Genomic DNA, 21,508 nt, shown 5'->3' with positions numbered 1-21,508 from the left:
TGGTTGTGCGTACGCGAACGTGCCGGACGGGAGTTCAGATGTTGTAGATGCCGGTCTTGTAGCGCGCCAGGTTGGCCGGGTCGCGGAAGAACTCCACGGTGTGCGCGAGCCCCTCCTCCAGGGTGTGCCCGGGCTGCCAGCCGGTGGCGGCGGTGAGCCGGCTCGCGTCCGCGACCAGCCGCATCACCTCGGAGTTCGCGGGCCGGACCCGGGCCGGGTCCTCACGGACGTCGAGCGAGGTGTCCATCACCTTGCCGATCAGCGCGACCAGGTCGCCGACCGAGATCTCGCCGCCGGTCCCGGCGTTGAAGGTGCGACCCACCACCTGCGCGGCGGGTGCGGAGCCCACCGAGAGGAACGCCTGCGCGGTGTCCTTGACGAAGGTGAAGTCCCGCGTGGGACGCAGGTCGCCGAGCGTGATCGTGCGTTCCCCGGCGGCCACCTGGCCGATGACGGTCGGGATGACGGCGCGCATCGACTGCCGTGGCCCGAAGGTGTTGAACGGCCGCAGCGTCACCACCGGGGTGTCGAAGCTGGCGTGGTAGCTGTCGGCCAGCCGGTCGCCGCCCGCCTTCGAAGCGGCGTACGGCGACTGGGTGTTGATGGGATGGTCCTCGGTGATCGGCACGGTCTGCGCGGTGCCGTACGTCTCGCTGGTGGACGTGTGCACCAGCCGGGGCGTACCCAGCGCGCGGACCGCCTCCAGCACGTTGAGGGTGCCGGTGACGTTGGTGTCCACGTAGCTGTGGGGCGCCTGGTAGGAGTACGGGATCGCGATCAGCGCGGCCAGGTGGTAGGCGACGTCGGCCCCTTCGAGCAGGCCGCGCACGGAGCCCGGGTCACGGACGTCGCCCAGGACGATCTCCACCTGGTCGAGGACGTCCGGGTGCAGGGTCTCCAGCCAGCCGTACGAGGAGAAGGAGTTGTACTGGGCCATGGCCCGCACCCGGTGTCCGGAGGCGACCAGCGCCTCGGTGAGGTGCGAGCCGATGAAACCCTCGGCTCCGGTGACGGCGGCGAGCGGTACGGAGGTCAACTCGGTTTTCCTTCCGGTCAGTTGGTCGTGGGGGTGCGCGGAGCGGGGAACCGGGCGGCGGGGCCGCCCGGGGAGGTGCGTGGTCAGGCGTGCGGTGCCGGGCGGCCGAGCAGCCGCAGCGCGCACGCCGACAGACACAGCGCGGCCGCGCCACAGCACAGGGTCAGCGCCCAGGACGGACCGGGCGGCAGGCCGAAGAGCGTGACCGCCCCGGCGCCCGCGGCGGCGGCGAGCGAGATGCCGGCCGACGGCCAGGCCGCGCCGAACGCCTGGAGCAGGAGCGCCGTCCACAGGGCGGCCGCGAGGAACAGCAGGGCGGCCGGTTCGGCGCCGGTGTACAGGGCCGCGGGCACCAGGGGCAGCAGATAGGCGAGCAGACAGAGGCCGAGGATGCCGGCCGAGCGCAGCAGGAACCCGGCCGGGGTGGCGGTGGCGCGCAGCGCGGCGACCGAGAGCCCGCGGTAGCGGTACAGCAGCCACTCCGCCGGTCCCATGCTCACCGTCAGCACGATCACCGCGTACGGCTCCCGGTCTCCCTCCAGCAGCACCAGCACCCCGGCCGCCAGCCCGAACAGGCCGTACGGCAGGGACCACAGCAGGCGCGGCCGGGTCGCGCCGGGCACCGGCGGGACGCCGAGCGCGACCAGCAGCACCCGGCCGGTGACGGCGAGGGTGGCCAGCAGCGCCAGCAGCGGCAGCCCGGCCCGCAGCAGGGAGCCCGGCTCCCACCACGGCAGTACGACCGTCCCGGCGATGAGCGGCGTCAGCGCGGCCAGCAGCAGCCGCTCCCGGGCCAGCACGAGCAGGACCCCCGCCGCCGCCAGGTACAGCGACTGCGCGGCGGCGGCCAGGGTGACCGGGCCGCCCCCGGCGGGCACCGCCGCGGCCGCCGTGGCCACCACCGCCCCCAGCGGCGCGCCGATCAGCAGCGTACGGCCGGCCTCCCGCCGACCGGTGGCCATGCGCAGGTGGGCCCGGTGGCCGAGCGCCTGCCCCCAGGCCCAGGAGACCAGGCCGGCCACGATCAGCACCGGGGCGTGCCCGCCCGCGTCCCACAGCGGGGAGGTCAGCAGGTAGGCCAGGCCCGGGAGGGCGAACAGCACCCCCCGCAGCAGACAGCGGACCGTGTCCGGACGCCAGGGGTCGGCGGCCGGCGCGGGCTCGGGGAACGTACGCGGTACCTGTTCGAACAGCGCGGCCGCCAGCGAGAAGAGGCTCGGGTGGCCGTACCGGTCCTTGATCAGAGCGGCGGAGAGCCCCTCCGCCTCCAGCAGCGCCGCCACCTCGTACGGGTGGACGGCGGGTCCCACCCGGTCGGCGAGTTCGGCGGCGAGCCGGCTGACCGCCTCCTCGTCGGGGCCGCGCAGGGGCAGCCGGATGGCGAGGGTGGCGTCGTCGAAGGCCCAGCGCGGACGGCGGCGCGGCGGGCGGGTGTCGGCCAGCCGCAGCGCCAGCGTGTCCTGTTCGGCGCCGCCGGGTTCGAGGGATATCGGGCCGCTCATCCGGCCACCGTCCCGACCGGGGCGAGCGGCTCGGACACGGCCGGTACGACCTCGGACTCCCGGTTCAGCGTGGGCAGTTCGAGATAGATGGAGCGGAACGTGTCGATCGTCTGCCGCAGGGTGAACTGTTCGATCACCCGCAGCCGGGCCGCCTCGCCCATCGCCCGCCGCCGTTCCGCGGCGCCCAGCAGCTCCAGCGCGGCGCGGGCCATCGCGGCCGGATCACGCGGCGGCACCACGAGGCCGGTGTCGCCGACGGCCTCCCGTACCCCGCCCACGTCGGTGGAGACGGTCGCCCGTCCGCACGACATGGCTTCGATCAGCGTGAACGGGAAGCCCTCGCTGATGCTGGACAGCATCACGACGTTCCCGGCCGCGTAGGCGTCCTTGATGTCGTCCACCCGGCCCTCGAAGGTCACCGCGTCCGCGTGTCCGAGCTCGGCCGCCAGCGCCTCGCACCGTTCCCGGTACGCCTCGCCGCCGCGCGGGGTGCCCCCGAACAACCGCAGCCGCGCGTCCGGGAGTTGGGCCCGGACCAGGGAGAAGGCGCGGATCAGGGTCTCCAGGTCCTTGATCGGGTCGACCCGGCCCGCCCAGGTGAGCGTGAGCACCTCCGGTTCGGGACCGGCGGGCGGGAACGCGGCCGGGTCCACACCGTTGTAGACCGTGCGGATCGACTCCGGGTCGGCACCGCCTTCCTCCTCCCACAGCCGGTTGTAGCGGTTGCCCGGCGTGATCAGGGCGGCCCGGCGGTAGCTCTCCTGCGCCAGCAGCCGGAAGAAGCCGAGCACGACCGCCTTCACCGGCCAGCGGTAGGGGGCGGTTCGGTAGCCGAGGTAACGTTCCCGCAGATAGACGCCGTGCTCGGTCAACAGCAGCGGCACACCGTGCCGTTCGAGCGCGGCGAGTCCCGGCAGGACGGCGACCCCGCCACTGACGGCGTGCGCGACCCCCGTCCGCGGTGCCGGTGCCGCCAGTGGACGCAGGGCGTGCTCCAGCAGGGCGGTCGCGGTCACCGCGTCGTGCAGGGTCGGTCCGGCCTCGCGCACGGCCAGACCCGGCCGGTTCCACACCGAGGTCAGGATCGCGATGGCCCGGTCGCCGCGCAGGAACGGGCTCAGCGCCCCGTCCGCCGCGGCCTCCGCCATCGCGTACAGGGCGGGCGCGAACCCGTCCTCGGCGCCCGGGTCGAGCAGCGCGGTCAGGAACCGTTCGTAGGCGGCGGCCAGCCGACCGCGGGCCCGGCCGCGGGGCGCCCGCCCTGGCGGCGGAGCGCCCCACATGGGGACGGACAGGACGCCCGACACATGGGCGGGCAGCTCCCAGACGACGGGCTCGCGCCCGGTGCCGGTGACGGCGATGACGTCGAAGTCGATGTCGGGCATGCCCTGGACGAGCTGGTCGCACCAGACACTCACGCCGCCGTGACTGTGGGGATAGGTGCCTTCGGTGAGCAGGGTGACACGCGTAGCGCCGAGGCGTCGCGTGTCGTCGTGAACGTGCATCGATGTGCTCCACGGCCGAGGTGTGGGGTGGTTCGTGCCCGGTGGGCCCCTGGGTCGGGGCCCACCGACGGGTCCGGCCGCGCGCCGCGGCCGGTCGGTCCTTGGGTCGGTGCGCCGCTCAGTTGTCCGCGGTGTACGGGACCTGCTCGGTGACGCCCGCGGGGATCCGGGTGTCGGGCGCCGGGGCCGTGACCGTGGCGGTGCCGGAGACGTCGGCCGCCGGGGCCGCCGCGGCCGCCGGCAGGGTCAGGCCGAGCGCGCTGCCCGTGGACGGCGTCCAGCCGGACGCCCCGCCCGCGTAGGCGGTCCCGAAGGCGGTGCCGGCCAGCGTGGTGCCGGTGGGCACGGTCGCGGTCACGTCCACCCCGGCGGGGGCCTCGACGGTGACGACGTCACCGATGCGGTAGGCGGTGACCGAGCCGGACTGGACGGCGGCCGACCAGGCGGCCCGGCGCTTCAGCTCGGTGCCGACGTCCTTCATCCGCAGGTTCACCACGGGGGTGTCGGCCGCGAACAGCGCGGCGTAGCCGTCGAGGACACCGTTCAGCACCGGGTAGGCGATGCGGTCCTCGGCCAGGTTCGACTGGTGGATGAAGTGCGGCTTGGGATCGTTGGACAGCACGTGGCCGAGGGCGATCTTCGTCTCCAGCGGCACGATGTGGTCGGCGTAGCCGGTGGTGGTGTTCAGCGGCGCCGCGAGGCAGGTGGTGGTGGCCGGGTTGTCCTCGCAGATGCCGCTGCCGCCCTGGGCACGGCTGGTGTAGATCCAGTTGTACTCGTCGACCTGCTCGGCCGCGTGGCCCGCGTTGTAGAAGACGTTCATCGGATAGCGCGGCACGGTCGTGGCGGAGCCGACCTGACGCGGGCCGGGGTCACGGGAGTTGTCCGAGCCGGTCCAGCCGATGCCGTTGTCGGTGAGCGCGAGTGCCAGGTTGGGGTTGTCCACCGGCTGCTGCGGCAGCACCTTCAGTCCCGAGTGCTCGCCGGTGACCAACTCGTCCTCGGCCAGGGGGAGTCCGGCCGTCTGCCCGAAGACGCGGTTGTTGGCGATCTCGTCGGATATCTCCGTCCGGCTGACCCACCGGGTGGAGCCGTCGGCGTTGGTGGCGCACTTCCACGGCACGACCGCGGTGTCCTGCACGCAGCCCAGGAAGGCGTGGGTGTAGGTGTGGTTGATCCAGCGGAACGCGTCGCGGTCCGCGATCAGCTTGTCGGCGAGCGCGTCGACGCCGTTGTTGTCCTCGCGCTGGTCCACGCTGCCGGCCCCGTTGTAGGCCAGGTCGAGGGTGAAATCGTGGGCGGTCTGCCAGGCGGTGGCGTGGTCGACGTCCGCGGCCGTCATACGGATCGGGTCGGGGGTGGCGTTCGGGTCGGTGCAGTCGACGTCGCCGGGGGTGCAGTTGAGGGTGGAGTTCCAGCGGTCGTCGGCGGCGAACACGTCGTCGACGTGCACGGCGAAGTAGTTGCGCGAGGCGCCGAGGTGCACACCGCCGGTCATCCACTCGACGATGCCGCGGGCCAGCAGCCGGAACTGCTGCTGGTACTGGTTGTAGACGAAGGTGACGACGAGCTCGCGCCGCCCGTCGTGCCGGTACTCGCCCACCAGCGAGCCACGGGTCGACTGCCCGGGGATCGGCGCGTCGACGTACGACGTGAAGTCCGAGCCCGCCGCGGGCGTCGAGAGGTAGGCGTAACTCTCGCCGACAGCCGGGTCGTTGTCCTCGAACGGCACCGCCCCGTCGAGGTAGCCGAACGGGCCCGAGCGGCCGGCGACGGTCACCGCCGCCTGTACGCCGTCGACACTGCCCGAGTAGCCGCCGTACACCGGGTACTGCAGACCGGCTTCCGGACGCGCGTAGGTGTAGGCGTCGACCTGGGGAACGGCGTAGGTCTGCTCGTAGGCCGCGAGCGCCGTCATCTCGGCCGAGCCGGCCGCGAACGGATTGTCGTTGGGCAGCACGACCGCCTGGAACTTGGCGCGCGGCCGGCCGTCCACCGTGTCCGCGAGGAAACCGGCGTCGATCACGGGCCGGCCGGCCTGCGTGAGGTCGACCGTCGTGAACGGCGTCCCGGCCGCGCTCAGTTCGGACGCGATGGCGTCGGTGGCCGGTCCGCCGTCGCTCACCACGAGTACCCGCAGGTCGATGCGGGGGGCGGTGTCGTCGGCCTGGGCCGCTCCGGCCGGCAGGCCCAGTGCGGCGATGAGCGCGCCCACCGTCAGCACGGTGGTGCGTGGAATCCGCTTCATGCGGTGAAGTCCCCTCCCCGGGCAGGGGTGATCACCGCTCCCATGGAGCGGACGCACCCCCTTGCGTGACGCCGGCGTCCCCCTCAGAAGCCAGTCGTCGTCGCAGCTGTCGCGTCAAATAGTGAGGCCTCTGTGTAGCTTTCGTGGTCATGTTGCGAAACATGACGGAAAAGAGCAGGTGTCCAACAGGCCGGAAACGGAACCTAATTGGGTGTTTCTCCGTCAACGGGGCTTGCGGGCTCCGACGGGCCCCCGGGCTCCGTGTGCTGGTCCGGGGGCCTGGCGGCGCACCGGCGGGCCGCTGGGGCCCGCCGGGCGTACCGTCAGTGGTCCATACCGTGGTCCGCGCCTGGTCGCAGGCCGGTTTCAGGTCACTCTCGCCACGGTCGGACTCGGCCGCGACCGGCTGTCAGGCGCAGAGCACGCGCGTCTCGGGCGTGTAGACCGGCCCGCCGCTGAGGTTCGTGCTGTCGCTGAACTCGGCGTAGAAGTACGAGTAGAAACCGATGTTGCCGTTGCAGCCGGAGTCGGTGGCGACCTGGAGCGTCAGGGTGACGGTACGGCTCTGCCCGGGCGGGACGGTCGTCCCGTAGTTGGCGCCGAGATTGGCGGGACCGGTCCCGGAGCAGGGGGTGGCGCCCGCGGCCGTGGCCAGGCTGCATCCGGTGAAGCTGTACTTCAGGTCGGGGCGCTGGGTGGTCAGCCACGTCGGGTCGATCGTCTGGTAGACGAACCAGATGTCGTAGGTGTGGTTGTTGGTGATCGTCATCGACAGGTTCACCGTGCCGCCGGGCGTGGTGCTGGCACTGTCGGTGGCGAACGTCAGCTCGGCCGTCGCGGGAGCCGCGCTCGCAGCGGGTGCCAGGCCGAAGACGGCGAGGACGAGGGCGAGGATCGCGGTGAGGCCGAGGCGTCTCATCAGAGGTGATCGCATGGCCCGGGAGGCTAGGCACGCCACGTGAACGACGTCTGCCCCGCCAAAGCCGCCCCGCACGCCGTTCGGCCGGAAGTGTGCGCCGGGTGAGGGCTCCGTGACGAACCTGTGGGTGCGTCAGGAGCCGTGCGTCAGCACACGGTAACGGCAGGGTGACGCAACGGATCGACGGCTCGTGAGGGGCCGGGCGGCCCGGTGGTGGGGCGGGCCGGTTTGGCGTGTACCGGCCGTACCGGTCCGCCGCCCGTGCCGCCCGGCGGACGCGCGTAGCGCGGGTTCCCGGCCAACCGCCGCTTTCCGGCCCGCGGTCGGCGGACCGGAGCCGCCGGGAGAGCTCTCGGCCCGTCGCGCACTCCTCGTACCGGCGACCTTCACGCCGGCGTCATCGGGGCCTTCCCTGACGTTCGACGGTCTTGGAACACTCCTTGCGCGCGCATTGCGTCCCGAACCGGCAGGCGCAGCCCTTCCGTACGAGAGGTGCCTCACCCATGCCCGAAGTCAACCGGCGCCGATTCCTCCAACTCGCGGGCGCCACCACGGCGTTCACCGCTCTCTCCGGCAGCATCGAACGAGCCGCCGCGCTGCCCGCGAACCACCGCACGGGGTCCATCGAGGATGTCGAGCACATCGTCGTCCTGATGCAGGAGAACCGCTCCTTCGACCACTACTTCGGCAGGCTGAGGGGTGTCAGAGGCTTCGGCGACCCGCGCCCGGTCACCCGGCCGAACGGCAAGTCGGTCTGGCACCAGGCGGACGCCTCCGGAAAGGACGTCCTCCCGTTCCGCCCCGACGCCGACGACCTGGGTCTCGCCTTCCTCCAGGACCTCCCGCACGGCTGGAACGACGGCCATGCCGCCTTCGGCGACGGCAGGTACGACAAGTGGGTGCCCGCCAAGAGCGCCACCACGATGGCGTATCTGACCCGCGAGGACATCCCCTTCCACTACGCGCTCGCCGACACCTTCACCGTCTGCGACGCCTACCACTGCTCCTTCATCGGCTCCACGGACCCCAACCGCTACTACCTGTGGACCGGACACACCGGTAACGACGGCAAGGGCGGCGGTCCGGTCCTCGGCAACGACGAGGCCGGCTACAGCTGGACGACGTACCCCGAACGCCTGGAGCGGGCCGGGGTCTCCTGGAAGATCTACCAGGACGTCGGCGACGGTCTGGACGCGAACGGCAGCTGGGGCTGGATCCAGGACGCCTACCGCGGCAACTACGGCGACAACTCGCTGCTCTACTTCACGCAGTACCAGAACGCGAAGCCCGGCGACGCGCTCTACGACAAGGCCCGTACCGGCACCGACGCCCGCACGGGCCAGGGGTACTTCGAGCAGCTGAAGGCGGACGTCAAGGGCGGCACGCTGCCGCAGATCTCCTGGATCGTCGCCCCCGAGGCCTTCACCGAGCATCCCAACTGGCCCGCGAACTACGGCGCCTGGTACGTCGCCCAGGTCCTGGACGCGCTCACCGGTGACCCGAAGGTGTGGGCGAAGACGGCCCTGTTCGTCACCTACGACGAGAACGACGGCTTCTTCGACCACCTGATCCCGCCGTTCCCGCCCGCCTCGGCCGCCCAGGGCCGCTCGACGGTCGACGTCGGACCGGACGTCTTCCCGGGCGACAGCGGTCACACCGCCGGCCCCTACGGGCTCGGCCAGCGCGTGCCCATGCTCGTCGTCTCGCCCTGGAGCAAGGGCGGTTACGTCTGCTCCGAGACGCTCGACCACACCTCGGTCATCCGGTTCATGGAGCGCCGCTTCGGCGTCCGCGAGCCGAACATCTCACCGTGGCGGCGCGCGGTCTGCGGCGATCTGACCTCCGCGTTCGACTTCTCCCGCCCGGACACCCGGCCGGTCGTGCTGCCGGACACCGACGGCTACGAACCCCCGGACAAGGGCCGGCACCCCGACTACGTGCCCACCCCGCCGGCCCACCCCGTGCTGCCGAAGCAGGAGCGCGGCTCGCGGCCCACCCGCCCGCTCGCGTACGCGCCCGCCGTGCACGGCTCGGCGGACCCGACCGCGGGGACCCTCACCCTCACCTTCGCCTCCGGGGCCAGGGCCGGCGCCGCCTTCCTGGTCACCGCCGGCAACCGCGCCGACGGACCGTGGAGCTACACCACCGGGGCGGGCGCGACCGTCTCCGACACCTGGAACGCCGCCTACTCGGGCGGCTCGCACGACCTGACCGTGCACGGCCCGAACGGATTCCTGCGGGCCTTCAAGGGAGCGGCCGACGCCGCGGGGCCCGAGGTGACCGCCCGGCACGTCGACGACGGTCTCGAACTGACCTTCACCCACCGCGGCTACGCCACGGTGGAGCTGACGGTGGCCGACGGCTACGGCGGCCGGCCCACGACCGTCAGGCTGCGGCCCGGCGGATCGCTCAAGCGCACCCTGGACCTGCGGGCGAGCCGCCGGTGGTACGACCTCACCGTCACGTCCGGCGCCGACCCGTCGTTCCTGCGTCGGTTCGCCGGCCACGTGGAGAACGGCCGGCCCGGCGTCAGCGACCCGGCGATCGTCACGGACTGACCCGCTTGGCCCGGCGCCACGGCAAATGCGCGGTGCACACCGCATCGTGGGGGCTGGTCAGGTCCCGGCGGGCTCGGGGTAATGTGCCCCGGTGACCACGCATTCGAACACACCTTCAGGCTGGTACCCGGACCCGCACGGGGCGGCCCAGACCTCGCGTTACTGGGACGGTACCCAGTGGACCGAGCACACGCACGCGGACGGCCAGGGCCAGGCCGCGCCGCAGGTGCCCCAGCAGGCGGGACCGGACCAGCGGGTCCAGCGCCAGGTGCAGCAGCAGGCCGGGGTCGCGGCGAGCGGCCCCGGCGGCGGCACGCTGTTCAGCGAGCCGGTGCTGGTGGTGAACCAGAAGGCCAAGCTGATCGAGCTGACCAACGAGTACAAGGTGATGGACCAGCAGGGCGGTCAGCTTGGCTCGGTCGTCCAGGTCGGCCAGAGCGCGCTGCGCAAGATCCTGCGCTTCGTCGTCAGCATCGACCAGTACCTGACGCACAGGCTGGAGATCCGCGACGCCCACGGGCAGCCGGTGCTGCTGCTGACGCGTCCGGCGAAGTTCCTCAAGTCGCGGGTGATCGTGACGCGCCCCGACGGGCAGCAGGTCGGCGAGATCGTCCAGCAGAACGTCTTCGGCAAGATCAACTTCGCCATCAACGCGGACGGCCGGCAGATCGGCGCGATCAAGGCGGAGAACTGGCGGGCCTGGAACTTCGCGATCGTCGACCACGCCGACAACGAGGTCGCCCGGATCACCAAGACCTGGGAAGGCCTCGCCAAGACGATGTTCACCACGGCGGACAACTACGTCCTCCAGATCCACTACCAGCTGCCCGAGCCGCTGCTGAGCCTGGTCGTCGCCACGGCGCTGACCGTGGACACCGCGCTCAAGCAGGACGCGCGCGGCCTGGGCTGAGCCATGCGCGCCAGGGTGACGCGCCCCGAGGGGGCGTCACCCTGGCGCGACGGGTCTACAGCGGGGTGAGGTGTTCCGGCCCGGTCGTCGGCCGGGGCAGCAGCGCCGGTTCGGCCGACGCCGTCTCCGGCCGCAGGGCCAGCACCGCCGCCACGGGGTGATCCTCGTCCTCGACGACACCGGGTTCCGGCGCGGCCCGGGACAGCAGCACCACGCCCCAGCCCGCGACGCCCGCGCCCGCCAGCGCCAGGAGCACACCGGCCGCCCCGCCCTGGAGGCGTTCGCCCAGCAGCGCGAGGCCGATCGCCGCGGCGGCCACCGGGTTCGCCAGGGTCACCATCGCCAGCGGTGCGCCGAGACCACCGCGGTAGGCGGTCTGCGACAGCAGCAGCCCGGCCGCCGCGAAGGCCGCGACCAGCAGCGCCACCCCGATCACCTGCACGCTGAGCAGCGGGCCCGAACGGTCGGTCGCGGCCACCGTCACGGTCTGGGTGAGCGCCGAGGCGACCCCCGAGGCGAAGCCGGACGCGGTCGCGTGCCGCAGTCCCGGCTTGGCGCCGCGCCGGGCCAGCAGTCCGATGAGCGTGGCCGTCGCCCCCGCCACCGCGACCGCCTCGGGCACGCTCAGGACGTCCTCGGGGGCCGGGCCCGAAGCGGTGACCAGGATCGCGGCCAGGCCGGCCAGGGTGAAGGCGGTGCCCCGCCACTCGGCGGCGCTGACCCTGCGCCCGGCGACCCGCGCCCCCATCGGCACCGCCGCGACCAGGGTGAGCGCGCCCAGCGGCTGCACCACGGTGAGCGGCCCGTACTTGAGGGCGACCACGTGCAGCAGCGCGGCGCCCGCGTTCAGCCCCACCGACCACCACCAGGCGCCGTTGCCGAGCAGCCGCACGAGGCCGGTGCCGGGGTGCCGGGAGGCCAGCCGCTCCTGGGCGACGGCGGCGGCCGCGTAGGCGACGGCCGAGAAGAGGGACAGGCCGACGGCGACCAGGGTGGCGTTCATCGGCCCGCTCCCACGAGGACCGGCTCCTCGGCCGGGACAGGGGCGGGCGTGTCGTGTCCCGCCGTCGTGACCGTCCGCCGGGGGGCGCGGATCAGCGCGAGCGCGACGCCGAGCAGGGCGCCCGCCACGATCGCGTCGAGCCAGTAGTGGTTCGCCGTGCCCACGATCACGATCAGCGTCAGCAACGGGTGCAGCAGCCACAGCCACCGCACACGCGACCGGGTCGTGACGACGAGGCCGATCGCGACCAGCAACGCCCAGCCGAAGTGCAGCGAGGGCATCGCCGCGAACTGGTTCGACAGATGGTCCGTCTGCGGCGGGCCGTACACCGACGGCCCGTACACGCGCGCGGTGTCGACGAGTCCCGTCGCCGCCAGCATCCTCGGCGGGGCGAGCGGAACGGCGAGGTGCAGGAGCAGGGCGGCGGCGGTGACCGCGGCCAGCACCCGGCGGGCCCACACGTAGTGGGCCGGGCGCCGCAGGTAGAGCCAGACCAGGAAGGCCACGGTGGCGGGGAAGTGCACGGTCGCGTAGTAGGTGTTCGCGACCTTGACCAGGGAGTCCCCGTGCAGCAGCAGAGCCTGCACGGAGCCTTCCCCGGGCAGCCGGAGCACGCGTTCGACGTGCCACACGTCGTGGGCGTTGCGGAAGGCCTCGCCGGTGTGGCCGGCGGCCAGCTGCCGGCCGAGCTTGTAGACGAGGAAGAGTCCCGCGACCAGCAGGAGCTCTCGGACTATGGGCGGCCGCGCCGGCGTGACCGGCTCCGCTTTCCCAGGCTCGGTGCGGGCATTCATCCCCCGGCCCCTTCACTGACGGTGGTGCGTGTGGTGGTGCTGCCGTGCTCGTGACTCGTGCATACACCATCGATACGATGTCGTACCGATACGTCAGTGTACCGATACGGGCGCGTACCGGTACACTGACGTATCGATTGATGTGCGCCACACCGGAGAGAGGCTCCCGAAAGGGCCGCGCGCAGGCCCCGGGAACGGAAGAGAAGCGAGGGAACGCCAGATGACGTCGCAGGCAGCGGACGGACCCGAGTCGGTCGCCGCCACGAGCCGCTCCAAGCTCACTCCCGAGCGGGAGCAGGAGTTCTTCGACGCCGTCCTCGACCAGGTCCGTGAATGCGGTTACGAAGCCGTCACCATGGAAGGCATCGCCGCCAGTACCCGGTGCAGCAAGTCCACGCTCTACCGGCAGTGGAAGACCAAGCCCCAGTTCGTCGTGGCCGCCCTGCGCTCGCGCCGTCAGGCCCGGCTCACCGGCATCGACACCGGCTCGCTCGCCGAGGACCTGCGCGAGGCCGCGCGGGCCACCGGCCGCTGGTCCACGAACGACACCAAACTGCTGCAGGCGCTCGGCCACGCCGTCACCGGTGACCAGGATCTCGCGCTGGCGCTGCGGGAGGCGATCGTCACCCCCGAGATCGAGGCGCTCAGGGAGATCCTGCGGCGCGGGGTCGAACGCGGCGAGATCGCCGGCGACCATCCGGCGCTCGAATACGTCCCGGCGCAGATGTTCGGCGTGATCCGCGCCCGTCCCGTCGTCGACGGGGAGTACGCGGATCAGGAGTACCTGGTCCGCTTCATGGAGGCCGCCGTACTGCCGGCGCTGGGCCTCACGTAGAGACCCGCACGGTGACCGGCACGAAGACCGGAACCGAGACCGACACAGAGATCAGCACATGACTCAGGCCGCCGTCCACGGGATGACTGGACGGTGACCTGTCTCGCGCCGCACCGTGGGGACGGGGGCGGCGCGCACACCCGGCCGGGTGGGGCCCCCTTGAGCGGAGGGGCGCCCCACCCGGCCGACCGTGTCAGACGTCCTGTCCGCTGCCGCCGCCCGTCGACACCTTGACGCCCTTGGTGATCGTGTCGATGATCGACACGCTCTGATCGGCGTCGACGCCGAAGCGGAGCACCACCAGCCGCTTGGTGTCCGCGGGGGCCGGGAACGCCAGCGACTCGACATAGCCGTCCGCGCCCTTGCTCGTGACCGCCTTCCAGCGCACCAGGTAGCCCTTCTGCCCGGCCACCGTCACCGCCTTCGAGGCGAGCACCTGGTGCGAGGTGATCGCACCGTACGTCGTGCCGCCGTAGGACTCCTCGGCGTTGGCCGAGATGTCCGCCTTCGCGACCGCCTCGGCGGTGTCGCCCTTGGTCTCCAGCACCTCGACGGGCGCCGAGTACACGCCCCCCTTGGTACAGGTCTTGGAGGTGTCGCCGGGGCACTTGTAGGAGGAGTCGGAGGTGATCTGGACGCCCACGCTCAGCTCCTGGCCGGTCCAGCCGTCCGGGATGGCGATGCTGATCCCGTTGAGCGCGTCGGTCACCGCACCGCTCTTGATCTTCGGCGCCTCGGACTCCCCGGGCGAGGGAGAGGCCCCGTCCGTGCCCCCGGAGCCACCCGAACCGCCTGAGCCGCCCGAACCACCGGAGTCGCCGAACGGCCCGCCCTGGCCGCCCGTGCCGCCGGGCCCGCCGCCCTGGCCGCCCGGCCCCTGGGCCGTGCCGCTGCCGCCGGAGCCGTCGTCCTTGGCCAGCGCGTACACGCCGACCCCGATGCTCGCGAGGACCGCGACAGCCGCGGCGACGGCTATCCCGGTCCGCAGCCCGCGTCGCCGGCCCGTGCCCGCCGGAGCCGCCGGATACCCCGGATAGCCGGGATACGCCGGGTACGACCCGTCCGCCGGGGTCTGCGCCGGCGGACCCCATACGGCGGCCGAGCCCGCGGCGCGGGTCTGATCCGTCCATGCCTTGCCGTCCCACCAGCGTTCGGTGGCGGGACCGTCACTTGTCTGCCCCGGATCGGGATACCACCCGGGAGGAGTCACCTGCGTCATGACCCCACCGTATGAGGCATCGGTGAAAGCCGGATGAGAGGGAGGGCACTGTGTCGAAATCGGTTCCGGGAGCGCCGCCGCCCGGCTGGCGTGATTTCGACGTCAATTCGGTGCCCGTCTCTCGCCGTTGACGCCAGGAGACCACTTCCGCAGGCCCGCCGGGGCCTGTCGGACCCCCGTGTGTCACCCGTGGAGGCGGTACCTGCACGGACCGCCCTCCGCGCGGGCCCCCGGAAGGCTACGCTCGACGTCGGTACGTCGTTCGGGCGACTTGGGGAGGTAGCGGGATGACGGAGGTCAGGCCGGCGGCGACCGCTTCGGCTTCCCTGTGGGAGCGCGAGCGGGAAGTCGCCGCCATCGCCGAGGCGGTGGAGACGCTCTGTGCCGACCGGTCCTCTTCGGGTCATCTGCTGGTGCTCCGGGGCGAGGCGGGATTCGGCAAGACCGCGTTGCTGGCCGAGACCCGCCGTATCGCCGAGAGCCGCGGCTGCGTGGTCTGGTCGGCCCGCGGCGGCGAGACCCTGAGGTCCGTCCCCTTCAACGTGGTACGGCAGTTGCTCCAGCCCGCGCTGTTGTCCCTGCACCCGGAGGAGGCCCGCGAATACCTCGGCGACTGGTACGACATCGCCGGCCCCGCCCTCGGCATATTGGAACCCGGCGAAGGCCACGCCGACCCGCAGGGCGTGTGCGACGGCCTCGTCGCCGCCGTGACCAGGCTGGCCCGGCGGGACTACCCGCTCGTCCTGCTGATCGACGACGCGCACTGGGCCGACCAGGAGACCCTGCGCTGGCTCGTCGCCTTCGTCGAACGCCTCGACGAACTCTCCGTCCTGGTCGTCGTGGCCCGCAGGCCCGGCGAGATCAAGGGCGACGCCGCCCGCCACCTCGACGTCATCGGCCAGGCAGCGGGCCGCGCCGTCACCAGCCTCAGCGCCCTGACCCCGCCCGCGGTCGCCGGCCTCACCCGGGCCACCCTCGGCCCGCACGCCGACGCCGCGTTCTGCCGCGAGGTCTGGGCCGTCACCGACGGCAACCCCTACGAGACCGTCGAACTCCTCGCCAAGGTCCGCGACAGCGAACTGGAGGCGAGCGAGTCCTCGGCCGGCGAACTGCGCGCCCTGAACCGCGCGGCCCGCGGCGGCGGCCTCGTCGACCGCCTGGAGAAACTGGGCGTGGACGCCACCAAGTTCGCCATGGCCGCCGCGATCCTCGGCGCCGACATCTCCGTCGAGGAGGCCGCCCTGCTCGCCGGGCTCGGCCGCGACGACGCGGCGCGCTGCGCCGAACTGCTGCGCAACGCCCGCATCCTCACCGAGCCCGTCCCGGCCGGCGACGGCGACCTGGAGTTCGTCCACCCGCTGATCGCCTCCGCCGTCTACGACTCCATCCCCACCGGCCTGCGCACCGCGATGCACGGCATCGCCGCCCAGGTCGTCAGCGACGCCGGCAAGGGCCTCGCGGCCGCCTCCCGGCACCTGCTCCAGGTGCACGCGGAAGGCGACGAGGAACTCGTCGAGCAGCTGCGCGAGGCCGCCCGCGAACACCTCGCCGTCGGCGCCCCCGACGCGGCCCGCCGCTGCCTGGAACGGGCCCTCCAGGAACCGCCCGCCCCCGAGGTCCACGCGCACGTGCTCTACGAACTGGGCTGCGCCACCCTCCTCACCGCTCCCGCCAAGACCATCGGCCACCTGCGCACCGCACTCGCCATGCCGGGCCTCGACGGCACCGAGCGCGTCGACGCCGTCTACCGGCTGTCCCAGGCGCTCCTGCACAACGACCAGCTGGGGGAGGCCGTCCGCACGGTCGAGGCGGAAGCCGCCCGGCACGCCCCCGGACCCGCTCGGCTGCGGCTCCAGGCGGTGCAGTTCATGTGGGAGGGCGTGTACGCCGGGGAGACGACCACCCCGCACCGCTCCGAGAGACTCGCCGAGCTCGTCGGGACCTGTACCGGCCGGGACAACGCCGAGCGTGCCCTGCTCATCCTGCGCGGCTTCGACGCCATGACCCACGGCGAGAACGCCGAGGAGGTCGCCGAGTTCTGCGACCGCGCCCTCGTCAACGGCGGCCTCGCCCCCGGACTCGGCTGGACCGACCAGGAGTGGGGCATCGAACTGCTGATGATGCTGGCCAGCTCCTACGCCTACACCGACCGCCTCGACCGCGCCGACGCCCTCTTCAACGAGGCCCTGCGCGCCTACTCGTCGGCCGGCTGGAGCGGCGGCCACCTCGCCCTGGCCCACGCCTACCTCGGGCTGGGCCTGCGCCGCCGGGGCCGTCTGAAGGAGGCGGAGGAGTCCCTCAGGGAGTCGCTGCGGGTCGCCGAACGCGTGGGACGCGGCCTGCCGCTGTACTGGTCGGCCACCTGCAACCTCGTCGACACGCTGCTCGTCCGCGGCCATGTGGCCGAGGCCTGGGAGACGGCCGAACAGTACGGTTTCGCCCCGCCGTACCCGTCGACGATCGTGCTGCCGGACCCCCGTTCGGTGCGCGGCCGGCTGCTGCTGGCCGTCGGCCGGGTCAAGGAGGGCGTCAACGAGCTGGAGGCGGCCGAGAAGGCGGCCGCGGTGCGGGGCCACCTCAACCCGGTGATGGTCCCCTGGGCCGTCGACCTCGCCCGGGCGCTGGCCACCGAGGACCCGGCCCGGGCGAACCGGCTCGTCTCCGAGGCGCGCCGTCAGGCCGAGCGCTTCGGCACCGCCACCGCGATCGGGGAGGCCCTGCGCTGTGCCGCCGCCCTGGAGACCGGCCAGCGCGCGGTCCGGCTGGCCCAGCAGGCGGTCGACCTTCTGGAGCTCTCGCCCTGCCTGTACGAACACGCGGCCGCCCGTGTCGAGTACGGCATCCTCTCCCGCTCGGTGTCCGAGCTCGGCCGGGGCCTGTCACTGGCGCGCTCCTGCGGAGCGGACGGCCTCGTGGACAAGGCCCAGCAGGCTCTGCGGGCGATGGGGGCGCCGCAGGTGGGCCTGGTACCCGGACAGACCCGGAGATAGCCGCCGCAGACAGCCGCCGGAGGTGACCCGGTGACCTTCCGCGGCGGCCCCTCGCGGGGGACGTGCGAGGGGACGCGCGGGTGAAGCCGCCGGAGCCGTCACCGGCCGGATCACCGTCGGTCATGCGTATCCGTCTCAGCCGGTCCCGTCCTCCTCCGCCAGCACCCGCTGGGCGGTCGCGAACGCCGAGTTGGCCGCCGGAACCCCGCAGTAGACGGCAGTCTGGAGCAGGACGGCGCCGATCTCCTCGGGCGTGAGCCCGTTGCGCCGGGCCGCCCGCACATGCATGGCCAGCTCGTCGTAGTGGCCGTGTGCCACCAGCGCGGTCAGCGTGATCATGCTGCGCTCGCGGCGGCTCAGCGTCGGGTCGGTCCAGATCTCGCCCCAGGCGTAGCGGGAGATGAAGCCCTGGAAGCGCGCGGTGAACGCGGTCTGCCGGGCCTGGGCCCGGTCCACGTGCGCGTCCCCGAGCACCTCCCGGCGCACCGCCATGCCCCGCTCGGCCTCGCCGTCGAGGTGGGAGCGCAGCAGCGTCAGCACGGCCTCGGGGCACTCGGCGGGCGCGAGGTGCGAGGCGCCCGGGAGCTCGGCCAGCGCGGCGCCCGGCACCGCGTCCGCGATCTCCCGCAGATGCGCCGGCGGTGTGGCCGGGTCCTGGCGCCCGGCGATCAGCAGGGTCCGTACGGAGATCTCATGCAGCCGCTCGCGCAGATCGAACGCGGCCAGCGCGTCACAGCACGCCGCGTAGGCCCGCGGGTCGGCGGCGCGGTGGTCGGCGACGAGCCCCGGCACGGTGAACCCGGGTGTGAACCAACGGGCGTTCGCGCCCTCGGCGAGCCCCGCCAGCCCCTCACGGCGCACCAGAGCGGCCCGCTCCTCCCAGGGCGCGGACCCGTTGAAGTGCGCCGACGAACAGATGACCGCCAGCGCCGACACCCGCTCCGGATGATGCAGCGCCAGGTGCAGACCCACGGCGCCGCCCAGCGACACGCCCGCGTACGCGAACCGCTCCAGGCCGAGCGCGTCGGCCAATGCCAGCACCAGGTCGGCGAGGTCACCCACGGTGGCCCCGGGGCCGATCAGGTCGGCCGCCGAGCCGCCGTGCCCCGGCAGATCCCAGCGCACCACCCGGTGCGTCGCGGACAGCTCCGGCGCGACCTTGTCCCACAGGGCGTACGAAGTACCCAGCGAGGGCCCGAGCAGCAGCGGGGGAGCCGAAGCGGGGCCCTCGGCACGATGGTTGAGCAGCTTCTCGGTCAACGTCGCTCCAGCGCACGGTCGGTGAGGATTCCGGCGGAACCGGTGTAACGAGTGGGGTCGGTGAGGTCGCCGAGATCGAAGTCCTTCAAGTCGGTTTCCGAGGCGAGGAGTTCGCCCAGCGGGCGATCCTCCGCGTAGCTGCGCCGGGCGAGCTCGGTGAGCAGTTCCTTGGCGCGGGACCGGCCGAGGACGCTCGACAGGGCGGCGGACAGCCGCTCGGAGACGATCAGTCCGTGGGTGAGTCCGAGGTGCGCCCGCATCGCGTCCGCGTCGACCCGCAGGCTCTCGGTCAGCTCGGCCGCGTCCCGGGCGGCCGCCCCGGCCAGCCGCAGCAACTCCCTGAGCGGCTCCCACTCGGCGTGCCACGCGCCGGCCGGCCGCTCGTCCTCCGCCACCAGGGACCCGTACAGCGTGGCCGCGAGCTGCGGGGCCCGCCGGGCGGCGGCCGCGATCAGCGTGGACCGCACCGGGTTGGCCTTGTGCGGCATGGCAGAGGAACCGCCACCACCGCCCTCCGCCACCTCGGCGATCTCGGTGCGGGCGAGGGTGAGGACATCCGTCGCGACCTTGCCCAGCGCGCCTGCCGTGACGGCCAGACAGCCGGCCAGGTCGGCGATCGGCGTCCGCAGGGTGTGCCACGGCAACAGAGGTGCGCGCAGCCCGAGTTCACCGGCGAAGGCGGCGGGCAGAGCGGTCGCGTCGCCGGCGCCGTACGCCGTGAAGGCGGCCAGCGTCCCGGCGGCGCCGCCGAGTTGGGCGGGCAGCGCGTCGCGCACCACCGTCACCCGGTCCCGCGCGTCCAGCACCAGCGACCGCCAGCCGGCCGCCTTCAGCCCGAAGGTCGTCGGCACGGCGTGCTGGGTGAGCGTCCGGCCCGGCATCGGCGTGTCGCGGTGCTCGGCGGCCAGTCGGGCCAACGCCCCCTGCACGCGGTCGAGGTCGGCCAGCAGAAGACCGAGGGTGCGTACCGCGACCAGCATCGTCGCCGTGTCCATGATGTCCTGGCTGGTCGCGCCCCGGTGGACGTACGGTCCGTACACCGCGCCGACCGCCTTCGTCAGATCGGCGACCAGCGGGATCACCGGATTCCCGCCGCCGCGCGCCCGCTCGGCGAGGGAGCGCAGGTCGAACCCACCGTCGTCGGCGGCCGAGGTGACCGCCGCTCCGGCGCCCCGCGGGGCCAGCCCGAGCCCCTCCTGGGCGCGGGTCAGCGCGGCCTCCGCGTCGAGCAGCGCCCGCAGATAGGCGCTGTCGCCGGTCGCGGCCGCGGCGGGCGAGCCGGTCCACCCAGGGGCGAGCAGACCGGCGTCGTGGTGGGCGGTGGTCACGGGAACCGTCACTGGAACTCCAGGAAGACCGTCTCGCCTTCGCCCTGAAGGCGGATGTCGAAACGGTAGGTCCCCCACGGGCCCCGCGTCGCGACGAGCGTGTCGCGCCGCGCCGGGTCCACCCGCTTCAGCAGCGGGTCGGCGCTCAGCGCGGCCTCGTCGTCCGGCAGATAGATCCGGGTGAACAGGTGCACGAGCAGCCCGCGGGCGAACACACAGACACTCAGATACGGGGCGCTGTGACCGCGCGCGCCCGGCCGCAGCGTCCGCGCCGACCAGTGGCCGTCGGCATCCGTCTGGACGCGGCCCCAGCCGGTGAACTCCACGCCGTTGCGGCCGAGGAAACCGCCGCTCGACGGGTCCCGCCGCATCGAGCCGTCCACCCGCGGCAGATTCCCGTCGGGGTCGGCACCCCACAGCTCCACGAACGCGTCCGGCAACGGGTCGCCCTCCCCGTCGTACACATGCCCCTGGAGCACGATCGTGTCCGGGTGGCCGAGCGGAGCGATGTCGCCGCCGCCGGGGAACGGCAGGGCATGGCCGTAGAACGGGCCGACGGTGTGCGACGGAGTGGGGAGCACGGTCTCCGGACGGCTCGTGTCGATCTTCGTCATGGCAGGTCAGCGCCCTTCTTCGATCCAGGTGGCGTGCGGCCCGTCGAGCACGATGTCCCAGTGGTAGCCCATCGAGAACTCCGGCACCGACAGGCTGTGGTCGTACGTCGCGACCAGCCGCTGCCGGGCCGCGTCGTCCGTCACCGACTGGATGATCGGGTCGTAGGGGAACAGCGGGTCGCTCGGGAAGTACATCTGCGTCACCAGCCGCTGGGTGAAGGCCGTGCCGAAGAGCGAGAAGTGGATATGGGCCGGCCGCCAGGCGTTGACGTGCTGACGCCACGGGTAGGGGCCCGGCTGCACGGTGGTGAAGCGGTAGAAACCGTTGTCGTCCGTGAGCGTGCGGCCGACACCCGTGAAGTTCGGGTCCAGCGGGGCGTCGTGCTGCTCGCGCTGGTGGGCGTAGCGGCCCGCCGAGTTGGCCTGCCAGATCTCCACCAGCTGCCCGCGGACCGGACGCCCGTCGCGGTTCAGCAACCGGCCGGAAACCGTGATCCGCTCACCGATCGGCTCGCCGTTGTGCTGCCGGGTGAGGTCGTTGTCGATCTCGGTGATGTCCCGTTCGCCGAAAGCGGGGGAGGCCAGCTCCACGAGCTCCGGGTCCTTGCTGACGTCGATGGCGACCGGCGGCTGTTTCGGGTGGCGCAGGACGGAGGAGCGGTACGGCGCGTAGTCGCGGCGCGGCTGGTGCTCGACGGGCGCGCCGTCGGCGATCCGCTTCTCGTACGCGGCGTGCTCGGCCGCGATCTCCTGGTCGATGTCGGCTTGCGTGAGAGTCATGGGAGTT

The 21,508-nt window shown here is 72.9% G+C and carries 16 protein-coding genes; 4 read left to right on the top strand and 12 right to left on the bottom strand.

Annotated elements, in window-relative coordinates; all coding sequences use genetic code 11:
• Positions 1 to 34: 34 nt before the first annotated feature.
• The 5 genes from OG440_RS05790 to OG440_RS05770 all read right to left on the bottom strand — a co-directional run bounded on the left by OG440_RS05790 (position 35) and on the right by OG440_RS05770 (position 7,225).
• Complete coding sequence (locus OG440_RS05790; RefSeq protein WP_406005747.1) at positions 35 to 1,036, bottom strand: GDP-mannose 4,6-dehydratase; 1,002 nt, start codon at positions 1,034 to 1,036, stop codon at positions 35 to 37.
• An 83-nt stretch (positions 1,037 to 1,119) separates the two neighbouring features.
• On the bottom strand, positions 1,120 to 2,538 hold the full coding sequence (locus OG440_RS05785) for a hypothetical protein (protein WP_406005746.1): 1,419 nt from the start codon (positions 2,536 to 2,538) through the stop codon (positions 1,120 to 1,122).
• Positions 2,535 to 4,043, bottom strand: coding sequence for a GT4 family glycosyltransferase PelF (gene pelF, locus OG440_RS05780; protein ID WP_406005745.1), 1,509 nt, complete (start codon positions 4,041 to 4,043; stop codon positions 2,535 to 2,537). Before pelF ends, OG440_RS05785 begins: the two co-directional genes overlap by 4 nt.
• Before the next feature lie 118 nt (positions 4,044 to 4,161).
• A complete protein-coding gene (locus OG440_RS05775) occupies positions 4,162 to 6,291 on the bottom strand; it encodes a hypothetical protein (RefSeq protein WP_406005744.1) in 2,130 nt (709 codons plus the stop codon).
• A gap of 409 nt (positions 6,292 to 6,700) precedes the next feature.
• Complete coding sequence (locus tag OG440_RS05770) at positions 6,701 to 7,225, bottom strand: hypothetical protein (protein ID WP_406005743.1); 525 nt, start codon at positions 7,223 to 7,225, stop codon at positions 6,701 to 6,703.
• 488 nt (positions 7,226 to 7,713) lie between these two features.
• Here OG440_RS05770 and OG440_RS05765 point away from each other — a divergent pair, with 488 nt between their 5' ends.
• Together OG440_RS05765 and OG440_RS05760 are read left to right on the top strand one after the other, a co-directional pair.
• The gene (locus tag OG440_RS05765; RefSeq protein WP_406005742.1) at positions 7,714 to 9,768 is read left to right on the top strand and encodes a phosphocholine-specific phospholipase C; all 2,055 of its coding nucleotides are present in this window, start codon (positions 7,714 to 7,716) and stop codon (positions 9,766 to 9,768) included.
• A gap of 91 nt (positions 9,769 to 9,859) precedes the next feature.
• Positions 9,860 to 10,678: a phospholipid scramblase-related protein gene (locus OG440_RS05760; RefSeq protein ID WP_406005741.1), complete on the top strand. Its 819-nt coding sequence runs from the start codon at positions 9,860 to 9,862 to the stop codon at positions 10,676 to 10,678.
• Between the two features lie 55 nt (positions 10,679 to 10,733).
• Here the strand turns inward: OG440_RS05760 and OG440_RS05755 are convergent, their stop codons facing one another.
• Together OG440_RS05755 and OG440_RS05750 are read right to left on the bottom strand one after the other, a co-directional pair.
• Entirely contained in the window at positions 10,734 to 11,681 is a 948-nt protein-coding gene (locus OG440_RS05755; RefSeq protein WP_406005740.1) for a hypothetical protein, read from the bottom strand.
• Positions 11,678 to 12,475, bottom strand: a complete 798-nt coding sequence (locus tag OG440_RS05750; protein WP_406005739.1) for a phosphatase PAP2 family protein — start codon at positions 12,473 to 12,475, stop codon at positions 11,678 to 11,680. Before OG440_RS05750 ends, OG440_RS05755 begins: the two co-directional genes overlap by 4 nt.
• Positions 12,476 to 12,695: 220 nt before the next feature.
• On the opposite strand from OG440_RS05750, the gene OG440_RS05745 reads away from it, so the two are divergent.
• A complete protein-coding gene (locus OG440_RS05745; protein ID WP_406005738.1) occupies positions 12,696 to 13,310 on the top strand; it encodes a TetR/AcrR family transcriptional regulator C-terminal ligand-binding domain-containing protein in 615 nt (204 codons plus the stop codon).
• A gap of 193 nt (positions 13,311 to 13,503) precedes the next feature.
• Here OG440_RS05745 and OG440_RS05740 read toward each other — a convergent pair whose 3' ends face one another.
• Complete coding sequence (locus tag OG440_RS05740; RefSeq protein WP_406005737.1) at positions 13,504 to 14,529, bottom strand: DUF2510 domain-containing protein; 1,026 nt, start codon at positions 14,527 to 14,529, stop codon at positions 13,504 to 13,506.
• Positions 14,530 to 14,816: 287 nt separating this feature from the next.
• On the opposite strand from OG440_RS05740, the gene OG440_RS05735 reads away from it, so the two are divergent.
• Positions 14,817 to 17,519 carry an ATP-binding protein gene (locus tag OG440_RS05735; protein WP_406005736.1) on the top strand — a complete coding sequence of 901 codons (2,703 nt, stop codon included), beginning with the start codon at positions 14,817 to 14,819 and terminating at the stop codon, positions 17,517 to 17,519.
• 135 nt (positions 17,520 to 17,654) lie between these two features.
• Here OG440_RS05735 and pcaD read toward each other — a convergent pair whose 3' ends face one another.
• From pcaD to pcaH, 4 genes are read right to left on the bottom strand one after another with little or no spacing between them, the layout of a single operon-like run.
• Positions 17,655 to 18,779, bottom strand: coding sequence for a 3-oxoadipate enol-lactonase (gene pcaD / locus OG440_RS05730; RefSeq protein ID WP_406005735.1), 1,125 nt, complete (start codon positions 18,777 to 18,779; stop codon positions 17,655 to 17,657).
• Positions 18,776 to 20,107, bottom strand: a complete 1,332-nt coding sequence (gene pcaB, locus OG440_RS05725) for a 3-carboxy-cis,cis-muconate cycloisomerase (protein WP_406011262.1) — start codon at positions 20,105 to 20,107, stop codon at positions 18,776 to 18,778. Before pcaB ends, pcaD begins: the two co-directional genes overlap by 4 nt.
• Positions 20,108 to 20,115: 8 nt before the next feature.
• Positions 20,116 to 20,721, bottom strand: coding sequence for a protocatechuate 3,4-dioxygenase subunit alpha (gene pcaG, locus OG440_RS05720; protein WP_406005734.1), 606 nt, complete (start codon positions 20,719 to 20,721; stop codon positions 20,116 to 20,118).
• A 6-nt stretch (positions 20,722 to 20,727) separates the two neighbouring features.
• A complete protein-coding gene (gene pcaH / locus OG440_RS05715; RefSeq protein WP_406005733.1) occupies positions 20,728 to 21,501 on the bottom strand; it encodes a protocatechuate 3,4-dioxygenase subunit beta in 774 nt (257 codons plus the stop codon).
• Between the last annotated feature and the right edge of the window lie 7 nt (positions 21,502 to 21,508).

The organism is Streptomyces sp. NBC_00637 (assembly GCF_045161545.1).
Lineage (GTDB): Bacteria > Actinomycetota > Actinomycetes > Streptomycetales > Streptomycetaceae > Streptomyces.
This window is presented reverse-complemented; position numbering and strand designations above follow the sequence as displayed.